The following is a 21,863-nucleotide window of genomic DNA, read 5'->3' as shown; positions in this document are numbered from 1 at the left end:
CTGCACTTTATCATATCATCATCTAATCATCACAACCCTTTCAAGGCTTAAAAGGGACACTACATGCAGCCCCAAAAGATTGCAAGGCACCACCCTCTTTGATAGGGAAATTTTAACATAATGCCTCCGGCGGCCCTTCGGGGACCAAAGAAACTTTTTGGGAAAAGTTTCTCTGGACTCTTCAAACACTTTTATTGGGCTTCGCCGCTTCGTATAAATTAATGGAGCCAAATTGAGAAACGCTACGATTTACGATATTTGTGATGACCCGATTTTAAAATGTGAAAACCCCACTATTCCGGGCGAAAACCTGTGCAAACTCTACAAGAAACTTTTCGGCAATCCGCTTTTCAAACATTTTATCCTGCGCTGGTGCTCGCATCCGGCAATTTTCCAAAGCAAGATAGGTCCTTATCAGGAAATGATGGAAGCAGCCATGCAAGCCAGTTATGAAAATTGGCAGGATAAGCAATGGGTTGAGACAACTTTCGCCCCGCTGGCTAAACTGCTCGACCGTGTTCAAGACCCGCAGTGGCGCATCCGTAAAAAAACAGACTCCCAGCCCCCGCGCATACACGAAAAAGAAGTGAATGAAGTGCTGGACGCGGTACTTTCCGACATCATCCGGGTCTGGAACAAAAACCCGGAAGATCCTTATTTTCCGGTTTCCGCACAAGTAATCATGCCCGGTGACTCAATCTGCAACGGCGAAAACTTCATGAACATCATGACCGGGCTGGGATCATACGAATTTCAAAATATCAACCTGCTTTTCGGGTTGATGCGCTGCTTCCTGCACTCCAACCCGCTGGCCCTGAAAATTTTCCGCCGTCCATGGAAAGGAATCGCCGAACCTCTCTCCATGCGTGTTTCTTGGATCACCCACCGCACCGGATTTTACGACGATATTTTCTGGGAACAAATCTACAACCTTTATATATTGGAAGAACTTCCACAGCCCGAACAGAGCAAGCTGAAAGAAATGCTGGAATCCATGCTCCATTTTTTGATCGTGACCAGCATGGAGTGGCTGCAGGCACCCAGCTCAGGCATCAAGCACCCGGCAATTACCTGTTTGCCCAAAGACGGTAACGGGCAGCCGCTCTGCAATCTCAAACCCCGCGACTGGAAAGCAAAAAAAGAGCTTGGATTTGACGATTACGTTCCCGATGTGGACACAACTTTTCTCGCACTTGCCATGTCCCGCAAATGGCAGGATCTGGTCGAAGAAAAAAATCTGAACGCAAATCAGGAGCTTCTGCGTGCTGCGGAAGTATTCCTTGATTTCCCTTGGGTGGAAATCATCAATGAATACCAGATTGGCGGAGGCAATAAGACAAATCTGCCTACTATCACCATGACCCGTCCGCTGGACTACTACGGTTCCGTACCGCTCTGGTTCGATAAGCCCTTCAAAAGAGACAAAGAAGACGGACGCATTGTGCGCGAAACTCTGGGCAATGAAATCTGCCCCGGTCACAACATGGACATTCTTGAATGCATCCTCGCCAACCGCTACCAGTGGAAAGCGCTGGAGGGAGAGAACCTTGAAACCGTAAAACGGTTCCTTACCTTTCATCACAACGCATTCATCAGCGGTAATTTTAAAGAAGACAGCGCAGTACGTTTCTACCTGCCGGAAATCTACGTCAGTTATGCCGGACGTCTTTACTACACTTGGCTGACCATCCCCGAAGATGAACGGCAACTTATCGATCCTGACGGTAAAGTCGAACAAATCCGGGCCGTGGCAATGGATTACTGCAAATACGATATGCTGGGAGCAACTCTCAATCCCTTTGACGCATCACTGGCAGTGGCGACTCTCTGCCTGCTGCGCTACCCCAGCCGCGGCGACGGACTCATCGAACGGGGCATAAAAGTTTTACACGACCACCTCGGCGAGGGCTGCTTCAGGCATCCCTACAAAGCCTACGAATGGACTATGGTCCGCCATCCAACACGAATTATTGTCGGCAGCGAAGTCACAACATCGCTCTTCGCCATGAATGCCATAGCTTGCTACAAACATTATATGAAATAAAAAAAGGGGTGCTGAGCACCCCTCATTTAATCCACCAGACAACTTAGAAAGTGCTAGATGCAAGGCCCAAGAAAAAGGCAGGAACGAAACGTATGACACATACGTAAGTTTCTGCCTTTTTTGCAGTAACAAAGCAGATAGTGCTTTATAAGTTGCCTGGTTACCATTTGAAGAATGGCGGTCCATCCTTGGTTATATCCATATTGATAACCTTGTAGGCATCACGGGTATCTTCACCCGGCCTCTTAATATTAATGATAACAGGAGATGCCCCCAGCCCCACGGTGGTAAATTCAAACCGCCAACGCCCGAAATCACCCATCAGCCCTGAATCAGGTTTGATTATCTTAAACTTGTCCAAGCTTACCAGCTCGGGATCAAAAGAAACCCCGTCAAATTGATAACCACCGGAACCGGGATTACGCATTTCGAAAGCAAGCTGCTCTCCAGGCATGAGTCCGAGGCTTATCTCATGCTTACCGTCTATATCATATTCGGCAATCGAGTCCGCAAAAGGATTAAGCGAAGAACAGCCGCTAGACATAAACGTTAATAAAAGCAGACAGAACACCCAGCCAAACGAATTATATTTTTTTATTTTCATAAATTCTGCATTTTTATGTGCCTATTTTGACACCTGTGTTAATAAAATATTTTTTACAAAACATTTCAACAAGTTAAGAATTTGAGAAAAAACCAATTCAAGTGTAATAATATTAACCGCATACGGCAAGGGGAAGCCGTAAGCTATGGCTGTTTTAACAGTTATAACACTCATTTCGATGTGCGTCTTCTTCAGGAATGTTCCTGAATTCCCGGGCGCTTGGTGCTTTTATTATTGTATTTACTTTTTTAAGGAGTGTGAGGATGAAACGTTCATTACTGTTTCTTGCGCTAGTTGCTATTCTGACTCTCGGTCTCGCCGGATGCAGCGCAGAAAAAAAAGAAGAGGCCCCTGCCAAAAAGGAAACCACTGAAGCAGCTCCCGCTGCCGCAGCCGGTAAAACCCTGAAGCTGGCCATGGATGCCGACCCTGTCTCCCTTGACCCTCATGTACAGCTTTCCGGTGGTATGCTTCAGTACTCCCACATGGTTTTTGATCCCCTCGTACGCTGGGCTAAAGACGGTTCTTTCGAACCCCGTCTTGCTGAGTCCTGGGAACGTATTGATGACAAAACCATGCGCTTTCACCTGCGTAAAGGTGTAAAATTTCACTCCGGCAACCCCTTCACCGCTGAAGACGTTGTCTGGACCATTGAGCGCCTCAAAAAGAGCGCGGACTTTAAAGGCCTGTTCGAGCCTTTCTCTCCCGCAAAGGTTGTTGATGCCAACACCGTTGATATCATCACCAAAGAGCCCTACGGTCTGCTCCTGAACATGGCTACTTACATTTTCCCCATGGACAAGCAGTTCTACTCCGGCAATGACGAGTCCGGCCAGCCCAAAGACGCTATTGTCAAAACCGGACCCTCCTTTGCCAACGTAAACGAATCCGGTACCGGTAAATACACTGTTGCCGAACGTGAACAGGGCGTACGCGTTGTCTTCAAGGCTTTCCCCGAATACTGGGACAAAGCAGGTAACGTAGACACCATCATCCTGACCCCCATTAAAAACGACGCTACCCGCGTAGCAGCACTGCTTTCCGGCGATGTTGATTTCATCATGCCCGTTCCCCCGCAGGATCTGAAGCGCGTTGAATCCACTGAAGGTCTGCAGCTGGTTACCATGTCCGGTTCCCGCATCATCACCTTCCAGCTGAACCAGAAACGCCAGAAGCCTTTCCAGAACCCCAAAGTTCGTCAGGCTATCGTATATGCTACCGATAACACCGGTATCGTAGAAAAAGTAATGAAAGGCTTCGCTACTGTTGCCAGCCAGCAGGGTCCTGAAGGCTTTGCCGGTTACAATGCAGAACTCAAGCCTCGCTATGACCTTGAGAAAGCAAAGCAGCTCATGAAAGAAGCCGGTTACGAAAATGGTTTTGAGTGCACCATGATCGCACCTAACAACCGTTACGTTAACGACGAAAAAATCGCTGAAGCATTTGTTTCCATGCTCGGCAAAATCGGCATCAAGGTTAACCTGAAAACCATGCCTAAAGCTCAGTACTGGGATCAGTTCGACGCACAGGTTGCCGACATTCAGATGATCGGCTGGCACTCTGACACCGAAGACTCCGCTAACTACACTGAGTTCCTGCTCATGTGCCCCAACAAGGAAACCGGTTACGGCCAGTACAACAGCGGTAACTACTGCAACCCTGAAGTAGATTCCCTGATTATGCAGTCCCAGACCGAAACCGACCTTGCCAAACGTAGTGCAATGCTCCAGAAAGTGGAAAAAATCCTCTACGACGAAGCAGCATTCGTACCCCTTCACTGGCAGAACCTGTCCTGGGCTTCCAAGGACGGTATGAACACCGAAGAAATCGTAAACGTACAGAACTTCCCCTACTTCGGCGACCTCGTCATCAAGTAAGGGTAATTATTGATAAAGTAACTTTAAGCAAAGGGAATCCCATCCGGGGTTCCCTTTGCCATGTTAAACGAAATTTTTATCTAGCAAGCCATACTCCCATTAGGGAGTCCAGAGGGGATTGCCCCCTTTTGCCGCCTAAGGCGAAATTACTCGCCCAAAACGCGCAGCGCCCCAAATTGTTTGTCCGTCTGGAGTTAAATAAAAAATGTTTGCTTTTATAGTCCGAAGGATCGCACAGGCGATCATTGTAATGCTGATCATCAGCTTCATCGGCTTTGCCATCAAGCAGAGCTTCGGTGACCCGGTAAGGGAGATTACGGGGGTTTCCGTATCTGCTGCTGAAAGGGAAAAAATCAGGGACGAACTCGGTCTCAATGATCCTTTCATGGTCCAGTTCGGCCGTTTCATGCAGGGAGCGGTCAAGGGTGATATCGGTAGATCTTTCTTCTACAAAAAGTCCGCTCTTGATGTAATCCTGAGCAAGGCTCCAGCGACTCTGGAACTGGTTATCTGTGCCGCCCTGATCATCGTAATTTTTTCCATACCGCTGGGTATTTATTCGGCCATCCGGCCCAAGGCTATGTTCGCGCGGTTTGTCATGGGCGGATCAATTGTCGGGGTCTCAATCCCGGTATTCCTGACCGCGATTCTCATGATCTATATTTTTTCAGTGGAACTGCACTGGCTGCCATCCTACGGACGAGGCGAGACTGTTGCACTGGGCGGATGGCGCACAGGCTTCCTGACTGCTGACGGCTGGCTGCATCTGATCATGCCTTCCATCGCCCTTTCTTCCATCATGCTCCCGCTCTTCATTCGACTCATTCGTTCCGAAATGATGGAAGTTCTTGAAAACGACTACATTAAATACGCATGGGCCAAAGGTTTGATGCCCAGACGCGTATGGATTGTCCACGCCTTCAAAAACACCCTGCTCCCGGTCATCACCGTGGGCGGTGTTCAGCTGGGAACAATGATAGCCTTCACCATCCTCACTGAGACCGTATTCCAGTGGCAGGGCATGGGCTTCATGTTCATCGAGGCTGTGGAACGCGGCGATGCTCCGCTGATGGTAGCCTATCTCATGGTGGTCGGGCTGATATTTGTAGTTGTTAACACCGTGGTTGACGTCATTTACGGACTGGTCAACCCGCAGGTAAGAATCGCGGGGCAAAAATAAATGAAAACCAGATCACGCTGGCAGAGATTCAAAGAATCATACTTTCTGCACGACTTTCTGCACGACAAAGTTGCCCTCACAAGTTTCGGTATTCTGGTCGTGTTGCTGTTCATGGGCTTTGCGGCTCCACTTGTCGCACCTTTTAATCCCTACGATGCACACAACATCGACATCATGAACGCGGAGATTCCGCCTTCATGGCTTCCCGGCGGAAACAGCAGCTTCCTGCTCGGAACCGATGCACAGGGACGCGACCTTTACTCCACCATGCTTTACGGCATGCGAGTATCACTGATCATCGGTATCGGCGCTGTTGCCCTGCAGGCGTTCCTCGGCATCATGGTCGGGCTGGTAGCAGGCTTCATGGGTAAAAGGGTGGAATCCATCCTCATGCGCGTTGCCGACGTGCAGCTTTCCTTTTCCACCTACATGGTTGCGATTTTTATCTCGGCCATCTTTCAGGCCATGTTCGGCGTTGCCAAATATGAAGAAATAGCTATTCCCTTGCTGATTCTGGTCATAGGCTTTGCTGAATGGCCGCAGTATGCACGTACTGTGCGTGCCTCCGTACTGGCAGAAAAGAAAAAGGAATACGTGGAAGCGGCCAAGGTCATCGGACTTTCCCAGAAAAGGATTATGTGGCGCCACGTGCTGCCCAATACCCTTTCTCCGGTATTCGTTATCTCCACCATTCAGGTTGCAAACGCCATCATGAGTGAGGCCGCCCTTTCCTTTGTCGGCTTGGGCATGCCTGTAACCCAGCCTTCGCTGGGCTCACTCATCAATGTTGGCTTTGAGTACATCTTCAGCGGATCATGGTGGATTACCATGTTCCCCGGCATTGTACTCGTTGTGCTCATTCTGGTCATCAACCTGCTTGGTGACTGGCTGCGCGACTTCCTCAACCCGAAACTGTACAAGGGGTAACCAATGCAACCGCTTCTTGATGTTAAGAACTTAAGTGTCGAGTTCGCATTGCGCCAAGGTTCCCTTGAGGCAGTACGCAATGTTAGCTTCACCCTGAATAAAGGTGAAAGGCTCGGTCTGGTTGGTGAATCCGGGGCCGGTAAATCTGTTACCGGTTTCTCCATCATCAACCTTATCTCCAAGCCCGGATATATCTCCAACGGATCAATCATGTTTGAAGGGCAGGATCTTGCGAAAATGCCTTTTGACAAAATGCGCGGCGTTCGCGGCAACCGCATCTCCATGATCTTTCAGGACCCCATGATGACCCTGAACCCGGTCCTGACCATCGGCACCCAGATGACCGAAACCGTCATGGCCCACATGGATGTAACCCGCAAGGAAGCAGAAGAAATTGCGCTGGAAAAACTGCGCAAGGTCTACATCCCTTCCCCGCGCAAACGTCTGGCCCAGTACCCGCATGAATTCTCAGGCGGCATGCGCCAGCGCATCGTCATCGCAATTTCACTTTTGACTGATCCGTCACTGATCATCGCCGATGAACCGACAACAGCACTGGATGTAACCATTCAGGCAGAGATAATGGATCTGCTGCTGGAACTCTGTGAGACCGACAATATGGGCCTGATCCTGATCACCCATGACCTCGCTGTTGTATCGGAAGTTACCCAGCGCATTGCGGTCATGTATGCGGGCGGAATTGTGGAGACAGGTTCAACCCGTCAGGTAACCGAAACCCCGGGACATCCTTACACTCAGGGACTGATCGCCGCCCTGCCCCAGTCCGGTGCAGCAGGAGACCGCTTGACCCAGATTCCCGGTGCCATGCCTTCACTCATGAATATGCCTGCAGGCTGTCCCTTCAACCCCAGATGCCAGCACTGTACTGACATCTGCAAGCAGGAACGGCCCGAACTTAAAGAAAATAAATCCGGTATTCTGGTGGCTTGCCATCATGCCGACAAAGTATAGAGATTCGTCATGCCAACCGATTCCCTCGTAAAAATCAAAAATCTGGTCAAGCACTTCGACATTTCCGGCGGACTGCTCGACCAGCTGCAAATGGAAAACGGACGCATCACACGCAACCGCACCATCGTCAAAGCGGTCAACAACGTCAGCTTTGAGATTAAAAAAGGTGAAACTTTAAGCGTGGTCGGCGAATCCGGATGTGGTAAATCAACCCTTGCAAGAACCGTAATGGGCCTTTATCCGCCTAACTCCGGTGAAGTATACTACGGCGGAGAACGCATCGACAACCTGCCTCACTCGAAGATGCTTCCCTACCGTACAAAAATGCAAATGGTCTTTCAGGACCCCTATGCCTCTCTGAACCCGCGCATGACCGTGCGCCAGATCATTGAGGAGCCTATCTATTTCCATAACAAGGGCATTTCACGGGGCGACGCAAAAGATAAGCTGCACAAAGTAATGCGCAGTGTGGGTATGGACCCGGAATGGGCCGGAAACTATCCCCATGAGTTCTCCGGTGGACAGCGCCAGCGCATCAGCATTGCCCGCGCTCTGGCTGTTGAACCTGAATTCATTGTAGCAGATGAACCAATCGCCGCATTGGACGTTTCCATTCAGGCCCAGATCCTGAACCTGCTCATGGATGCGCAGGAAGAACGCAACCTGACCTACCTGTTCATCAGCCACGACCTTTCGGTTGTTGAACACATTTCCACCCGCGTGGCGGTCATGTATCTGGGTAGTCTTTGCGAACTGGGCACAGCCAAGGAAATCTTTGCCAGCCCGCAGCACCCGTACACAAGGGCACTGCTTTCGGCCATTCCGACACTTGGCGGGGAAAAGAAGAAGCATATTCATCTTTCCGGTGATGTGCCCACCCCCATCAACCTGCCTACAGGCTGTGTCTTCCATGGTCGCTGTACATTTGCAAACGATCGCTGCCGGGAAGAAGTTCCCCTCGCACGCAATCTGGAAAACGGCACTCTCTGTGCCTGCCACGCTGTTGAAGAAGGAAGGCTTTAGCACTCACTACCTATTCACAGCCAATATCAATTTACAATAGAAAAGCCCGTTAATAAAAGACGGGCTTTTCTATTATGTGCTATACTGCTGTAAAAAAATTGATTCAAATTTTTGCAGGACGACAGTATGACTCAGGAAATGAAAGTGCTGGGAGTATACTCCCAAAATATCAAGACCAGAATCGGAGCAGGTACAACCTCACAAAAATCCGAAAACAAAACCTATCATTACGTCATTCGCGTAGGCTACAGTAAGTACCATGTGCAGCCATTAAATGAACAGGACATTCCGTCCGGGATGATTACCGTTATTTCTGAAAAGGATTTCATAGCCCAGTTCAGCCCTGAATTATACTACTACCAGCGCAAAACCCTGCCAGCCCTGAAGACTCTCCAAGCCAAAATCACCAAGGGAGAAGATGCATTTGAAAAAGGCAATCTGAATGATGCTGAGCATGCCTTTGCCGGGGCATTGCTCTTGGACCCGGAGAACCCCAAAGCGAACCTAGGTATGGGCAGTGTCCAGTGTACGAAAGAAAATTTCGACAAACTCAATGAAATCATCCAAGTACTACTGAATCTAGATGCCGTTTTTCTTGAAGAACAACGTCAGGAATTCAACCTCTTCGCCATAGTGCTGCGCAAAAGCAGGCGATATGATGAAGCGCTGACTTTTTATAAAAAAGCATTGGAGATTTATCCTGACGACGAAAACCTGCATTTCAATATTGCCCGTGCATATTTTGACACTGAAAACAAAGATGAAGCTCTTTCTCATATAAAGAAAGCTCTCGAAATTAATCCTGGGCTGGAATCAGCCACACTTTTCAAAAATTATTTAACCAAAAAGAAAAAAAAGGCCAAAACGCCAACGTCCAAGCAGCAACCGAAGGAACATGACCCAACAAATTAATGCCAGACCGGACACACAAGCATGCAAAGCATCTGTTGGACCAAGTTCTAATCGACATTTTTGAAAAGCCTGCTTATAAACAGCAGGCTTTGCGTTAAACAAAAAGAAAAATATATTTAAATAAAGCACGCAGCTTGCTTGATATATGTCTATGTGGGGAGACGGTTGATGGGAGATATTTTTCAAGTACTTGGTGTTTATTCCAAAAACATCAAAGACTACACTGGTGCCGGGACTACAATGCAGCGGTCCGAGAGCAAGACATACTACTATGTCACACGATCCGATGTGGACAAATTTCAGGTTCAGCCCCTCAATGATCAGAACGTCCCCTCAGGTATGGTGATAACCTTAAACAAAAAAGAATTTATCACCCAGTATGCTCCGGAAATAAAATACTACGAGAAAAAAACCCTCCCGGCCCTGAAGTCCCTCAAAGCAAAAATCGAAAAAGGGGAGCAAAACTTTCTGAACGGCAATCTTGATGAAGCAGAGCAATCCTTTGCCAAGGCCCTGTTTTTGGACCCGGAACACCCTAAAGCCAATCTGGGGATGGGGTCGGTGCTATGCACTAAAAAAAATTTCAAAAAACTTTCCGGGATAATAGACAGACTTTTAAACAAAGACGAAATTTTCATGGAAAGCCAGAGGCAGGAGTTCAACCTCTTTGCCATCAGCTTGCGCAAACAATCGCTTTTTGATGAGGCCATCACATTTTATGACCGGGCCATCCAGATCAATCCTAATGACGAAAATTTGCATTTCAATACGGCCAGAGCTTATTTCGACGCTGGCGATAATGATATGGCGTTAAATCATCTGGACAAAGCACTTGAAATTGCACCTACACTTGAAGTAGCGTCCATGTTCAAGAAGTACATCGTCAAACGGAAAAAGCAATGATCTCGCAAAAGGAAAAACTCAAGGCAGCCTGCACTCCCGGGCTCAAAATAACCATCGAGTTAGGTGGACTCAATGATAAAGCCCCGACCATTGTCGTTGGAGGGGACTTCGTAAAATCACTTATTGTCAAAGAACCGATGGTTCATCATGCGGACAAGTCACTCTGGTCCGAATATATGTACCCCGGTAATGAAGCCACTGTACGTTATATTCATGAGGGCATTGCTTCCGGCTACAAAACCGAAGTAATCAGAATGATCAGCTCACCTGACCGACTACTTTTCCTGAAATACCCGAAGCGAATCGAATCATACAATCTCAGACGACACAAAAGGGTTTCCTGTTTCATGGAAGCGCAAATTGAAATCGGGGACAAAAAAAGCGTAGCCGTGCTGGAAGACCTGAGCACCAGTGGGTGCTGTATCAGCTACATAACCGATAAAAGTCGCCCGGACCCTGAAATAGGTGATAAAATGAAAATCTTCTGTCCCTACTTCACTGAAAACGGGACAACTTTCATTCCCTGCAAAGTACAGCGGTGCACCAAGGATTCACGAAAAACAATTCTGGGAATGACCTTTGAAAAACCATCCCCGGAAATCCTGATAAAAATACAGGATTACGTAGCCACCATACTTTACCACTCCTAAAAATTTCAAAAAAAGGCCCTGCGGAATAACTCCAGCAGGGCCCTTTACTTTGCCTAAAAACAGCTGACTACTTTTTAGTGCGTACAGTCAGCCCCAAATCTTCAAGCATGGTCAGATCATGATCTATACCCTGTCCGGATACGGTCAGAAAATCACCGACCATCAGCCCGTTACAGCCGGCATGGAAAATAAATGATTGCAGGGAACGCAGTGCGGACCTTCCTGCTGCCATACGCACTTCCGCATGAGGGTTAACCAAACGGAACATTGCAATGGTCAGCAGAATTTCCAGAGGCTGCAATGGCTCAACATCTTCGAGAGGGGTTCCAGGAATGGGGATCAGGAAATTAAGTGGAATGGAATCAACTTCCAACTCCGCAAGGGCAAGGGCCAATTCAACCCTCTGTTGATGGCTTTCACCAAGGCCCAAAAGTCCGCCGCAGCAGACCTCAAGACCTGCTTTTTTGGCATCGCGAACAGTGCGCACCCGCTCGTCATAGCTATGGGTGGTGCAAACGTTGGAGAAATAACTCTCTGCCGCCTCAAGGTTATGATGGTAACGAACTACGCCGGATTCGTGCAGCTTTTTCAAAGAGTCAAAATCAAGGCAGCCCAATGAAGCACAATGATTGAAACTTTTCTCACGCATGCCGTCCACAGCCTCACAGACATGTTCAAGCGATTTACCCTTAAGTGCCCTGCCGCTGGTCACGTAACTGAAAAATTCAAGAGGTGATTGCCCTGCTTTTTCTGCACAGTCACGGATTTCATCCACCGACATAAGCGGATAAGTCGGAGCCGGAGTTCCCTTGAAATGGCTGGATTGGGCACAGAAGGAACAATCTTCCGAACAGTTCCCGCTACGTACGTTGGCAATGGAACAAAGACTGACCTCACGGCCGAAGCGGCGCATTGTCATGGTATGCGCGGCATGCAGAATTTCTGCCAGCTCTCCGTGGGAAGCACCGAGTACTGAAACCGCAGTGTGTTCATCAATTGCTCCGCCACCATGGACGGCATTCCACAAAGCCTGTTTCTCGTTTCTATCCAAAATATTACCCCTGAAGGCCTACAACTTCGCAGATAGCGGAAGTCAGAGCCTCAAGTTCTAGATTTGAAATTACATAGGGCGGCATTACATAGACGAGTTTCCCGAAAGGACGAACCCAGACACCGCGTTTTACAAATTCCCGCTGGATGGATTCCATATCCACGGGTTGTTTAAGCTCGACAACCCCGATGGCTCCAAGGCAGCGCACATCCGCCACCGCACTCGATTTAGCACAGGGTGCCAGCCCGGAACAAAGCAACTCGGTAATTTCAGCGACCCGTTCTTTCCAATTACTATTCAACAAAAGATCTATGGAAGCATTCGCTACAGCGCAGGCCAATGGGTTACCCATAAAAGTCGGGCCATGCATGAACACGCCGCCTTTGGAGGAAATGCCCTCGGCGACTTCCTTTGTGGCAAGGGTTGCGGCCAGAGTCATCATGCCTCCGGTAATGGCCTTGCCAACGCACATGATGTCCGGACTGATCCCGGCCATTTCACTGGCGAACATGGCCCCGGCGCGTCCGAATCCGGTAGCAATCTCATCGCAGATGAGCAGCACGCCATGCTCGTCACAAGCCTCGCGGACCCGTTTCAAATATTCAGGGGAATAAAAACGCATTCCCCCGGCACCCTGCACTACCGGTTCAAGGATAACTGCCGCCAATTCATGGGCATGCTTTTCAATTTTCGTCTTGAAATCCGCAAAATCTTCATCCGTGCAGCCTTCATTAAATCTACACTGCGGGGCCTCGGCAAAAACATGCTCCGGCAGCACAGAGGTGAACATGGAATGCATGCCGTTGACCGGATCACAGACCGACATGCAGCCGATGGTATCGCCGTGGTAGCCGTTACGGATGGTCATCAACCTGTTTTTTTCAGGCTTGCCCATAGCGTACCAGTATTGGATAGCCATCTTGATGGCCACCTCAACTGAAACCGAACCTGAATCAGCCAGAAACACCTGCTGCAAAGGTTCCGGAGAAATGGCAACCAGCTTGCGGGCCAATTCCACAGCAGGTTCATGGGTCAGACCGCCGAACATAACATGAGGCATGGTCTCGGCCTGATCGCACAGAGCCTTGACCAGCACCGGATTATTATAGCCATGAATGGCGCACCACCAGGAAGCCATACCGTCAATAAGCTCGGTTCCGTCCTCAAGGAGGATCTTAACGCCCTCAGTACGCTTTACCGGATAAACTGAAAGAGGATTAGTAGCAGATGTATAGGGATGCCAAAGATGATTTTTGTCGAATTCAAGAATGGACATGGTATGCCTCCGGCGACCCTGCCGGATTCTTAAACCCTTTTTGCAAAAAGGGTTTAAGAATCCCAAAAACTTTATTAGGGCTTCGCCGAGTTATTTATAATAAATCAGGAATCAAGTGCCTTATCTACTTGCTCCCAACATTTGGGATCATTGTAGTCCCAATTTTCGATATATGGAATGGAAGCTATCACTTTTACTTCGGAGATTTTTTCGATGAAACGGATATTCTCTTCGGCCATGCCAAACTCTTCCGGCGCGGGCTGATTGGGAGAAGTCATGACCAGCCCGGAAATTTCCAGACCGGACTGCTGCAGTGCCGCAATGGAAAGCAATGCTTCGTTAATGCAGCCAAGCTTGTTTTCAATGACCAGAATTACCGGATAGCCAAGCTCTTTCATAAGATTGAGCATGGAAGAGTCATCACTCAGGGGAACCATGATTCCCCCGGCTCCTTCCACAAGCAGAAAATCGTCTCCCTCAAGCTCACGGACTTTTCGGGCAATCTCGACATAATCAAGCTCCACTCCGGCCAGCCTTGCAGCAAGATGCGGAGAGGTCGGAGGCTCGAAAATATAAGGACATTGCCTGTTGATATCCCAGACCGCCCCGGCAGCACGATAAACATCTCCGTCAGGAGAATCCAGAGATCCGTCAGGCAGGACAATAGCCCCGGACTGGACAGGCTTCACCGGAAGTATGCGCCGCCCTGATTTCATGAAGAAACGGGCAAGCCCTGCGGTAACCACAGTCTTTCCTACATCCGTACCTGTTCCGGTAATAAAAAATCCGGCCGACAATTTAGCTGGCCTCGCCTGATTCGATTACTTCCAGCGGGTCACGGTCACTTGTTTCGGCAAAGAAGAGTTCCTTATCGTAAGGACCGAAATGGCCTTCGTCACCAACGAGGGTGAAAAATTCAATGCGGGAATAGCGACGACAACGCTCTTCGCTGACGCGGTTAGCGATATAGTAGTTGAATTTATCCATGGAATGGGTGGACTGTCCCAGATCAATTACCCGGTCAGCAAATTCGCACCACGCATGGGACACCCACTTATCATCCTTAAAAATCCAACCGTGAACAACTTCAACTTCAGTATTCTCACTGGCAGGTTCAAGGCAATATTCGTATGCGGAAGGTTGGTTTCTACTCATTACAGCTATCCTTTTTCATGGTATCAAGGGCCATTTTAATCGCGCCCAATGCGTTACCGACTTCATGATGGGAGGGGAAAACAGCTTCAGTATGCAGTTTCTCAGCAACTTCAGGCAGCAGCTTCTGAGCGGCAGCGCCGATACCCACGATAGGCAGGTTGAGTGAAGCATCAAAACTTACCAGCGAACTTGCTGCACGCCCGGAAATAAATCCGGCCATGTTGCCGCCGATTTCCTTGCGCACAATGTGTTCGAGCATAGCATTTTCAATCTTGACCCTTGTTTCTGAAAGGACCATTTCCGCAAACCCTGCTCCATCAAGATCAAATTCCTTACCCAGAATACCGGCCGCAGCTTCAGAAACAGACCTGTCGCCGATATCCAGCTGTCCCTGCACGTGCAGTGCGTCAGTGGGAGTGAAACCGACTTCCTCCACCAGCTGTTCGCGTACAAGCTTCTGGACTTTTCCGCCAAGGCCGATCTCACCGAGTCCGGTTCCTTCCATGATCTGCCCGAAAGTGGAGGGGCCATTTTCAAAAAGATATTTCAGAACTGCGTCATCGGAACTTTTATCCGCGGACGGGCCGACCTTAAGCAGATGCGACTCATGCCCTTTGCCGATCCATTTTTCAGGAGCGGGAATATCTCCGGCCATGCACAGGGGGACAACCCTGCCCGGGCCGACTTCAAAATTTCCTGATCTATTAATGCGTGCGAAACTGTCACCACCTACACCCACGGTAAACATTTCCACCGCCTCAACATGGGTTTCCCAGTCGCCGATAATGGAACCGCTTTCCTGAATGGTGGGCTGAGAATTGCGGATCAGGGTAACGTCAGTGGTTGTACCGCCCACGTCTACAATAAGCGCATCTTTTTCCGGGGAATAAATAGAGCCATAATAAGCAGTTGATGCCGGACCGCTGGCAAAGGTTTCAGCCGCGCGCTGCACAGCATCTTCCATGCTCATGGGAGTAGCATTACCACGCACAACAACCACGGAAGAACCGAGTCCGCGTTCATCAAGAGCTTTGCCGACACCAGCGAGAAAATCTTTCATTACCGGCATGAGACGGGCATTGAGCACAGCTGTGGCGGCACGTTCAGCCTGACCTGCACGGGTACTGATTGTGTGGGAGCAAAAAACGGGCTGAGGATCGGTAAGTGAAATAGCTTTTTCTGCGATAAGTTCGTGAGCGGGGTTCTTGATACTCATAGCCGAGCAGACAGCATAAGCGTCCACATGTCCGGCCATATCCTGAATACCGTCCACAAGGGATTCAATATCAAGCGGATCTTCTTCCACCCCGGTAATCTTGTGTCCGCCCTTAACATAACGCAGTGTAACAACAGGCAGTTTCAGCGCTTTAGTGGTACCGATCATAAACAGACCGACCCGTGCGCCTTTATTCTCAACAATGGCGTTGGTCGCCAGAGTGGTGGAAACAGAAACAAGCTGAACCTCATCCGGGCTGATCCCGCTTTCCTTCATGGCTTTATCCAAAGAGGAAGCCAGACCGAGGCTCAGGTCATGATGGGTGGTGGGAGATTTGGCAGTAGCCACCACGCTTGAGTCTTCGCATTTTACAACAACAGTGTCTGTGTAGGTTCCGCCTGTATCAATACCGATCGCATAACCGCTCTCAAAACTCATTGCACATATATCCTTCGCCCGCAGGAGGCATTTTTGTTCAATATCCGACCGCACCATAGCAGGTCTGACCAGTACAAATAATGCCGCTTTTGCCGATTGGCAAGAGCTAGGATTCTATTTCATAAACCAGACGTTATGAGATGATCACTCCTGCATAGGCCACTACCCGTTCGTAGTCACCTGTTGCCTGACCTGAATTTGTGTAATGCACAAGCTTGCCGGAAGTAGCACCAAGCTTCTTGGCGGCAAACATAGCCATGGTCATGGGCAGCACACCGCACATGCTGATCTGATTGGACGAGACAATGGAATACAGATCAGAAGGATCCATGCGAATAATGGCTTCAAGGGCCATGGAATCAAGCTTCTTGGCATGATCAGCAGAGATAAAATGGCTCATATCAGAGCTTACAACCATGGATACAGGCTGCGGATAATCTTCCATTATTTCCGCGATGGCCTCACCAGCCTTACGCAGATTTGAAGGTGAAGCTTCGGAAACGCAGACCGGAACGATCTTCATTGCCGGATTAAGGTAATGCAGAAAAGGAACAATAACTTCAAGGGAGTGTTCGCGCGAGTGGGCCTTTTCATTTGAAACAAATCCCGCGCCGCTTTCAATTAGCTTTGCGGCCAGTTTTTCATCCACATCCAGCTTGCCACCCGGAAACTCCCAGCTTCCTTTATCCCAGACAGAAAGAGGTGAACCGAGTCCGGTATGATTAGGACCAAACAGAAACACTGTCTCAGACAGCTTGCTCTGGGCAAGGGTTTTACCGCAGGGTTCACCGGAAAATATATATCCGGCATGAGGAACCATGACCAGACGGTCAACCGGACGGTCGTCATCCTTATTCAGGGCTCCTGAATACATCTCAATCTCCTTGCGAAGCTGAGCGGGGCTGTCCGGGTAAAAACGTCCGGCAACTACGGGCTGTCTGTTCATATTTACCTGCCTTAAAAATTATTGAAATGACTGGGCCGGCTGGAATTTCAAAGCATCCTGCTCAATCTTGTGGGTCGCCAAAGCTGAAGTTGCAAGACGTCCGTAGAGATCACCCGGCTTTTGCTTGGCAACTTCTTCCATCAGCTTCTTCCACTCGGAAACAGCACCGGCCTTTTCATAAAGCTGGGCCAGACGGAAACGGGAGGAAGCCCATTCCGGATCGGAAAGAGGGATATACTTGTCATATTCCGCAGCCCACTTAAGAGCTTCCCGGTAGCGCCCGGAACTTTCCGCCGCGAAAATTGTCATCAGGATGCAATCCTTGATTTTTTCCCTGTCTCCCCCGGTCTCAAGGAGCATAGCTAAGGCTTCCTGTGCATATACGAATACCTTTTTCAATTCCTTCTTCTTCATAGAGGACTTGGCCATGTAATACATGGCATAAGCACGTGAAGATTCAGGCAGAAGCAGATTTGAAGCAAGTCCTGCCCAGAGAGGGGTACTGCGTTCTGTCTCCCCGAGGTTCTCATAGGCCATGGCCTGAGCATATTCTATATGAACCTTCTGCTTTGGATCAAGTTTCCACTTATCCTTGGCAAGATCGACCAGCTCGGTAACTTTACTCCAAGCCTGTTCATCCACGTAGATACCAAGGGCCATATCAAGAGCCATAGCTGAATACTTTGGAATTTCCTCACCCTGTAAATAACGGTCAATTAATTCCAGAGCCCTCGCAGGCAGCTCTTTCTTCCAGAAGCTGAGAGCCACACCGAGCCTTGTCTCATCATTTACATCTTTGCCTTCGTTATTCTTTTGGGCGTACTTGTTCCAGTAATCGACCACCCGGCCATAGTTTTCGTCCTTGACCAGTTCCGGCACAGCCATATCAAAAACTCTTGTACCAAGTTCACTGGCCCGATCTCTTAACCCGCTACGCGGATACTTATCCAGAAAAGCCTGTACTGCGCCAAGGCAATCCCCGTATTTCTTATTCCAGTAATACCACATACCAAGCTTGAGTTGAGCAAGCGGGGCAAGCTGACTATCCGGGAATTTTTCAATGATATGGGTATAAATTTTCTGCGGCCTGAGGTTGTAAGGACGATCAAAGACCTTGTCCATCTGGCTCATGCTGGGATCATCATAAATGCCTTCTTCTGCAAGCCGCATCATGGAAACCAGTCCACCCTCTTTGTCAGGAAAATCTTTGGCTGCCTTTTCGTAAATTTCCTTGGCTGCGGTTTTCTGGCCTGTCTTGAGATAAATATCACCGATACGGGCCAAAACAATATCCGCTTCCGGAGCTTCCGGTGAAAGGTTGTAGTAAGCCCAGTAGTTTTCACGGGCTTCCTCTATCTTGCCCAACCTGTTCTGGGTATTGGCCGACATAAGCAGAAAGCGCAGGTCTTCTATATAAAAACGAGGCCAGCGTTTATCGATATAGTCAATAATCTGAAAGGCCTGCTCATCATAACCAAGGGCATCAAGGGACTTGGCAAGGCCGAGCGCAGCGTCACGCACAATCTTACTGTCCGGAAACATCTGAACCAGATACTGGAACTGGTCTGCAGCCTTTTCATATTCCTTCATACCAAGGTAGTACTCACCCCAATAGTAACTGATATATGGAATATTGGGATCATTTGGATACTGGGACTTAAGCAGATTAAAATAAGCCTTGGCCTCAGGCATGTTGCCAACCTTAAGGTTAAGCAAGCCCAGATTGAGCAGAGCCATGGGAACATTCGGAGACTTGGTGTCCGCATTCATGGCTTCCATCCACGCACTGGCAATTTTGCCGAAATTCTCAGCCATTGCTGCACGGTGCAGTTCGGTAAGGCCCTCAGCTTTTCCGTAAAGTGCACGCAAACGCATATCCATCGGCAGCTCTTTCATTAAAGAGACTTCAGTAAAACCGGCAATGGCAGCTTCAATCTCTCCTTCATCCAGAGCCCCTTCCGCGGCAAGAAGAACTCCCTTGGCAACCTTGATCCGGTCTTCAGGAGACATCTCCTTTTCACCTTCACCCCCGGCTCCTTCCTCTCCGCCTTCATCAAGCTGCTCAGAATCCCCAACGGGATAGGCATCAGACGCCGATGCATCCTGTTCACCCTCAACAGCTTCATCACGGGCCCCTGTTCTATTGTCTGCCTCAACAGCATTTTCAACAGCACCCTGATCCTCAAGCGGGGTAGAATCTGCACCCTCAAAAGAATCCTCATTATCAGGTGGAGGTGTCACCTGACCAGATACTGCGGAAGCAGGCGGGGAAATCTTGCCGGAGACCTGCCCTGAAACACTTCCGGACACCTGTCCTCCCGTTTGGGAAGGAGGCGGTGCAATCCTGCCGGAGACACTTCCTGAAGCGCTGCCTTCGGATTGCTGCGGCGGGGTAACTGAACCGGACGCACCCTTGCCTTCGGGAAATTTTTCTTCATACGCAACGCCCTCTACAGCTGCACCATCGCCAGATGCTTCATCAACACCTTCGTCTACACCTTCATCAATAGCTTCATCTGCCGGAGGAGGCGCAATGGATCCACCTGCAGATCCGCCGGAACTCTCCGGTTCTATGCGGGCGACAACCTGACCACCGGATTCACCGTCATCAACAACACGACGGGCGCTGCCACCGGCCCGTGCCGGGGGAACAGAAGTATCAACAGGCTTAGCCTGCCCCGGACCGACATTGGCCACAGGCGCACGGTAAGTGTAGGGGACTGAATAAAAAGGACGTTTTACAGGCTGTGGAGGAATCTGTTCTACCGGAGTTTCTTCTGCCGCCTGCTCCAATTCCTGTTTGAGTTGCGGAGATTCTTTATCTTCAGGCAGATCGATTTCATCAATTACCGGAGGCTGTGGAGGCTTAACCTCAGTCTTTGGAGCAGCTTTATTTTCAGAGGCTACACGGAGGGCTTCAGCTTTCGCTTTCGTGTCAGCTGCGCGTTTTGCCTCGGTCTTTTTCTGATCTGCAATTTTCTTTTGAGCCGCTTTTTTACGTTCAGCTTCACGACGAGCCTTTTCTTCCGGAGACCGCCACTTGGCGCCAATGGGATCACGAAAAAACTGAATCATCATCTGGCCGTTACCCGCAGGCATACGGATAAAACCAAAAGCACTGGTCCGGGTTCCGATAGTGATGGAACTCGGACCCATTTTCAGTGAATTAACCAAACGTAGAGATGATAAGGGAGCCGGTGTTGGCTGTTTTTCTCCCTTAAGAGCATTTGCGGGGAAAAAAATCGTGATCTGCTGCCGCCCGGTACGGGCAACTTTTCCAGATAGATTTTTTTGATCGAAGACAAGACGTATGGAATCCATGTCAGCCTTGGTCTCAATAAAGTACTCCAAGGCATAACCAGGATTAGGGCAGGCGAACCAAAAAACGGCCGCCATAAAAAGGATCCGGAAACCTCCGGTAAGTCGGCTAAGCGTCACAATCACTTATCTTTGCAATATTCCTGCCTACCCCTCACAAAATCCACACTTTTTTAAAATTCACTAAACTTCCAGATTCCTCTTCTTGATCTTTTCAATAAGCGTAGTCCGCTTCACTCCGAGCAGTTCTGCGGCCTTATTCTTAACTCCACCGGATTTTTCAAGAGCTTCAATCATAAGACGATCTTCGATCATCTCCAGAAAATCCTTAAGTCCATTGGAGCCCTGCTCTTCCATATCTGTCAGGGTAGGCCAGTTGAATCCAACCGGCTGCAGAAGCTCGGCAACCTTTTTCTTGGGTTCCTTGCCTACATCCTTCCAGATTTTTTCCGGCAGATCATCGGGAACGATTTCATCTTCATCACAAAGAATGCACATGCGTTCCATGAAATTTTCCAGCTCGCGAACATTACCCGGCCAAGTATAGGAAACCAGCATATCAGCGGCATCGGACTGGATTCTTAGCTGCTCCATATCCTTATCTTCGCAGAAACGGCCAAGAAAATGCTTTGCGAGCAGAAGCACGTCCCCACCACGCTCGCGAAGCGGAGGGAGATGCATGGGAATAACATTCAGACGGTAAAAAAGGTCCTCGCGAAATCTTCCTGCGGCGACCTCGACTTCAAGATCACGGTTGGTTGCGGCAACAATGCGTACGTCGACCTTTTTGATGGAAGTTCCACCGACTCGTTCGATCTCTTTTTCCTGAAGGACTCTCAGGATTTTGACCTGCAGGCTCAGATCCATTTCACCGATTTCATCAAGAAAAATTGTTCCTCCGTCAGCCAGTTCAAACCGGCCCGGACGGGAACGCACGGCATGGGTGAAAGCACCCTTCTCATGCCCGAAAAGCTCTGATTCCAGCAACTCCTTAGGAATGGCCCCGCAGTTTACTGGAACAAAAGGCTTTTCTTTTCGTTTACTGTTGTGGTGCAAGGCACGCACGAGCAGTTCTTTACCCGTGCCGGATTCCCCGGTGACCAGCACGGTACTGTCTGTGGGCGCTACCTTTGCGAGAATCGCAAAGACCTCCTTAAGCGCAGGACTGTTTCCAATTATTCCACCTAAATTTAGAGCCATCCGGCCTCCCAAATTATTCTAGTCCGGGGAACTTTTTTTTAATTCTGTTCCGCCTTGTGCGGATTACTCCATCATATAAAATGGCTAACCCTACACATTCACTGTCAATGAAATGACGCAAAGTCAATATGCAATTGAATTTTTCTTGCAAAAATCAAATAAAAAACAGTC

General features: G+C 49.1%; 18 protein-coding genes. 9 read left to right on the top strand and 9 right to left on the bottom strand.

Features of this window, described 5'->3' with window-relative positions; translation table 11 throughout:
* The first annotated feature begins 232 nt into the window (after positions 1-232).
* Positions 233-2,044, top strand: a complete 1,812-nt coding sequence (locus ACKU40_RS00555; RefSeq protein WP_320174598.1) for a hypothetical protein — start codon at positions 233-235, stop codon at positions 2,042-2,044.
* A gap of 160 nt (positions 2,045-2,204) precedes the next feature.
* Here the strand turns inward: ACKU40_RS00555 and ACKU40_RS00550 are convergent, their stop codons facing one another.
* Positions 2,205-2,648, bottom strand: a complete 444-nt coding sequence (locus ACKU40_RS00550) for a hypothetical protein (RefSeq protein WP_320174597.1) — start codon at positions 2,646-2,648, stop codon at positions 2,205-2,207.
* Positions 2,649-2,911: 263 nt separating this feature from the next.
* Between ACKU40_RS00550 and ACKU40_RS00545 the strand changes: the two genes are divergently transcribed.
* The 8 genes from ACKU40_RS00545 (at position 2,912) to ACKU40_RS00510 (ending at position 11,092) form a co-directional block, all read left to right on the top strand.
* Positions 2,912-4,525 (top strand): ABC transporter substrate-binding protein, encoded by a 1,614-nt coding sequence (locus ACKU40_RS00545; protein ID WP_320174596.1) that lies wholly within the window; start codon positions 2,912-2,914, stop codon positions 4,523-4,525.
* A 205-nt stretch (positions 4,526-4,730) separates the two neighbouring features.
* Complete coding sequence (locus ACKU40_RS00540; RefSeq protein ID WP_320174595.1) at positions 4,731-5,705, top strand: ABC transporter permease; 975 nt, start codon at positions 4,731-4,733, stop codon at positions 5,703-5,705.
* Complete coding sequence (locus ACKU40_RS00535; protein WP_320174594.1) at positions 5,706-6,632, top strand: ABC transporter permease; 927 nt, start codon at positions 5,706-5,708, stop codon at positions 6,630-6,632.
* 3 nt (positions 6,633-6,635) lie between these two features.
* Positions 6,636-7,604 (top strand): ABC transporter ATP-binding protein, encoded by a 969-nt coding sequence (locus tag ACKU40_RS00530; protein WP_320174593.1) that lies wholly within the window; start codon positions 6,636-6,638, stop codon positions 7,602-7,604.
* A 9-nt stretch (positions 7,605-7,613) separates the two neighbouring features.
* Positions 7,614-8,627 carry an oligopeptide/dipeptide ABC transporter ATP-binding protein gene (locus ACKU40_RS00525; RefSeq protein ID WP_320174592.1) on the top strand — a complete coding sequence of 338 codons (1,014 nt, stop codon included), beginning with the start codon at positions 7,614-7,616 and terminating at the stop codon, positions 8,625-8,627.
* Positions 8,628-8,753: 126 nt separating this feature from the next.
* A complete protein-coding gene (locus ACKU40_RS00520; protein WP_320174591.1) occupies positions 8,754-9,539 on the top strand; it encodes a tetratricopeptide repeat protein in 786 nt (261 codons plus the stop codon).
* A 168-nt stretch (positions 9,540-9,707) separates the two neighbouring features.
* Positions 9,708-10,442, top strand: a complete 735-nt coding sequence (locus tag ACKU40_RS00515; RefSeq protein ID WP_320174590.1) for a tetratricopeptide repeat protein — start codon at positions 9,708-9,710, stop codon at positions 10,440-10,442.
* A complete protein-coding gene (locus ACKU40_RS00510; protein ID WP_320174589.1) occupies positions 10,439-11,092 on the top strand; it encodes a flagellar brake protein in 654 nt (217 codons plus the stop codon). Before ACKU40_RS00515 ends, ACKU40_RS00510 begins: the two co-directional genes overlap by 4 nt.
* Positions 11,093-11,159: 67 nt before the next feature.
* On the opposite strand, the gene bioB is transcribed toward ACKU40_RS00510, so the two are convergent.
* From bioB to ACKU40_RS00470, 8 genes are all read right to left on the bottom strand, one after another.
* A complete protein-coding gene (bioB, locus tag ACKU40_RS00505; protein ID WP_320174588.1) occupies positions 11,160-12,143 on the bottom strand; it encodes a biotin synthase BioB in 984 nt (327 codons plus the stop codon).
* A 4-nt stretch (positions 12,144-12,147) separates the two neighbouring features.
* A complete protein-coding gene (gene bioA / locus ACKU40_RS00500) occupies positions 12,148-13,419 on the bottom strand; it encodes an adenosylmethionine--8-amino-7-oxononanoate transaminase (protein ID WP_320174587.1) in 1,272 nt (423 codons plus the stop codon).
* 104 nt (positions 13,420-13,523) lie between these two features.
* Complete coding sequence (bioD, locus tag ACKU40_RS00495) at positions 13,524-14,216, bottom strand: dethiobiotin synthase (protein WP_320174586.1); 693 nt, start codon at positions 14,214-14,216, stop codon at positions 13,524-13,526.
* Between the two features lies 1 nt (position 14,217).
* Entirely contained in the window at positions 14,218-14,574 is a 357-nt protein-coding gene (locus ACKU40_RS00490) for a hypothetical protein (protein WP_320174585.1), read from the bottom strand.
* On the bottom strand, positions 14,567-16,228 hold the full coding sequence (locus ACKU40_RS00485) for a hydantoinase/oxoprolinase family protein (RefSeq protein ID WP_320174584.1): 1,662 nt from the start codon (positions 16,226-16,228) through the stop codon (positions 14,567-14,569). The genes ACKU40_RS00490 and ACKU40_RS00485 overlap by 8 nt, the downstream gene beginning before the upstream one ends.
* A gap of 133 nt (positions 16,229-16,361) precedes the next feature.
* Positions 16,362-17,174 carry an AmmeMemoRadiSam system protein B gene (amrB, locus tag ACKU40_RS00480; RefSeq protein WP_320174583.1) on the bottom strand — a complete coding sequence of 271 codons (813 nt, stop codon included), beginning with the start codon at positions 17,172-17,174 and terminating at the stop codon, positions 16,362-16,364.
* An 18-nt stretch (positions 17,175-17,192) separates the two neighbouring features.
* Positions 17,193-20,570 carry a tetratricopeptide repeat protein gene (locus ACKU40_RS00475; RefSeq protein WP_320174582.1) on the bottom strand — a complete coding sequence of 1,126 codons (3,378 nt, stop codon included), beginning with the start codon at positions 20,568-20,570 and terminating at the stop codon, positions 17,193-17,195.
* A gap of 105 nt (positions 20,571-20,675) precedes the next feature.
* Positions 20,676-21,692, bottom strand: coding sequence for a sigma-54 dependent transcriptional regulator (locus ACKU40_RS00470; protein WP_320174581.1), 1,017 nt, complete (start codon positions 21,690-21,692; stop codon positions 20,676-20,678).
* Positions 21,693-21,863 lie beyond the last annotated feature (171 nt).

This window comes from Maridesulfovibrio sp. (genome assembly GCF_963666665.1).
GTDB lineage: Bacteria > Desulfobacterota > Desulfovibrionia > Desulfovibrionales > Desulfovibrionaceae > Maridesulfovibrio.
Note: the sequence above shows the minus strand (reverse complement) of the source record. Positions and strands in the feature narration are given on the sequence as shown.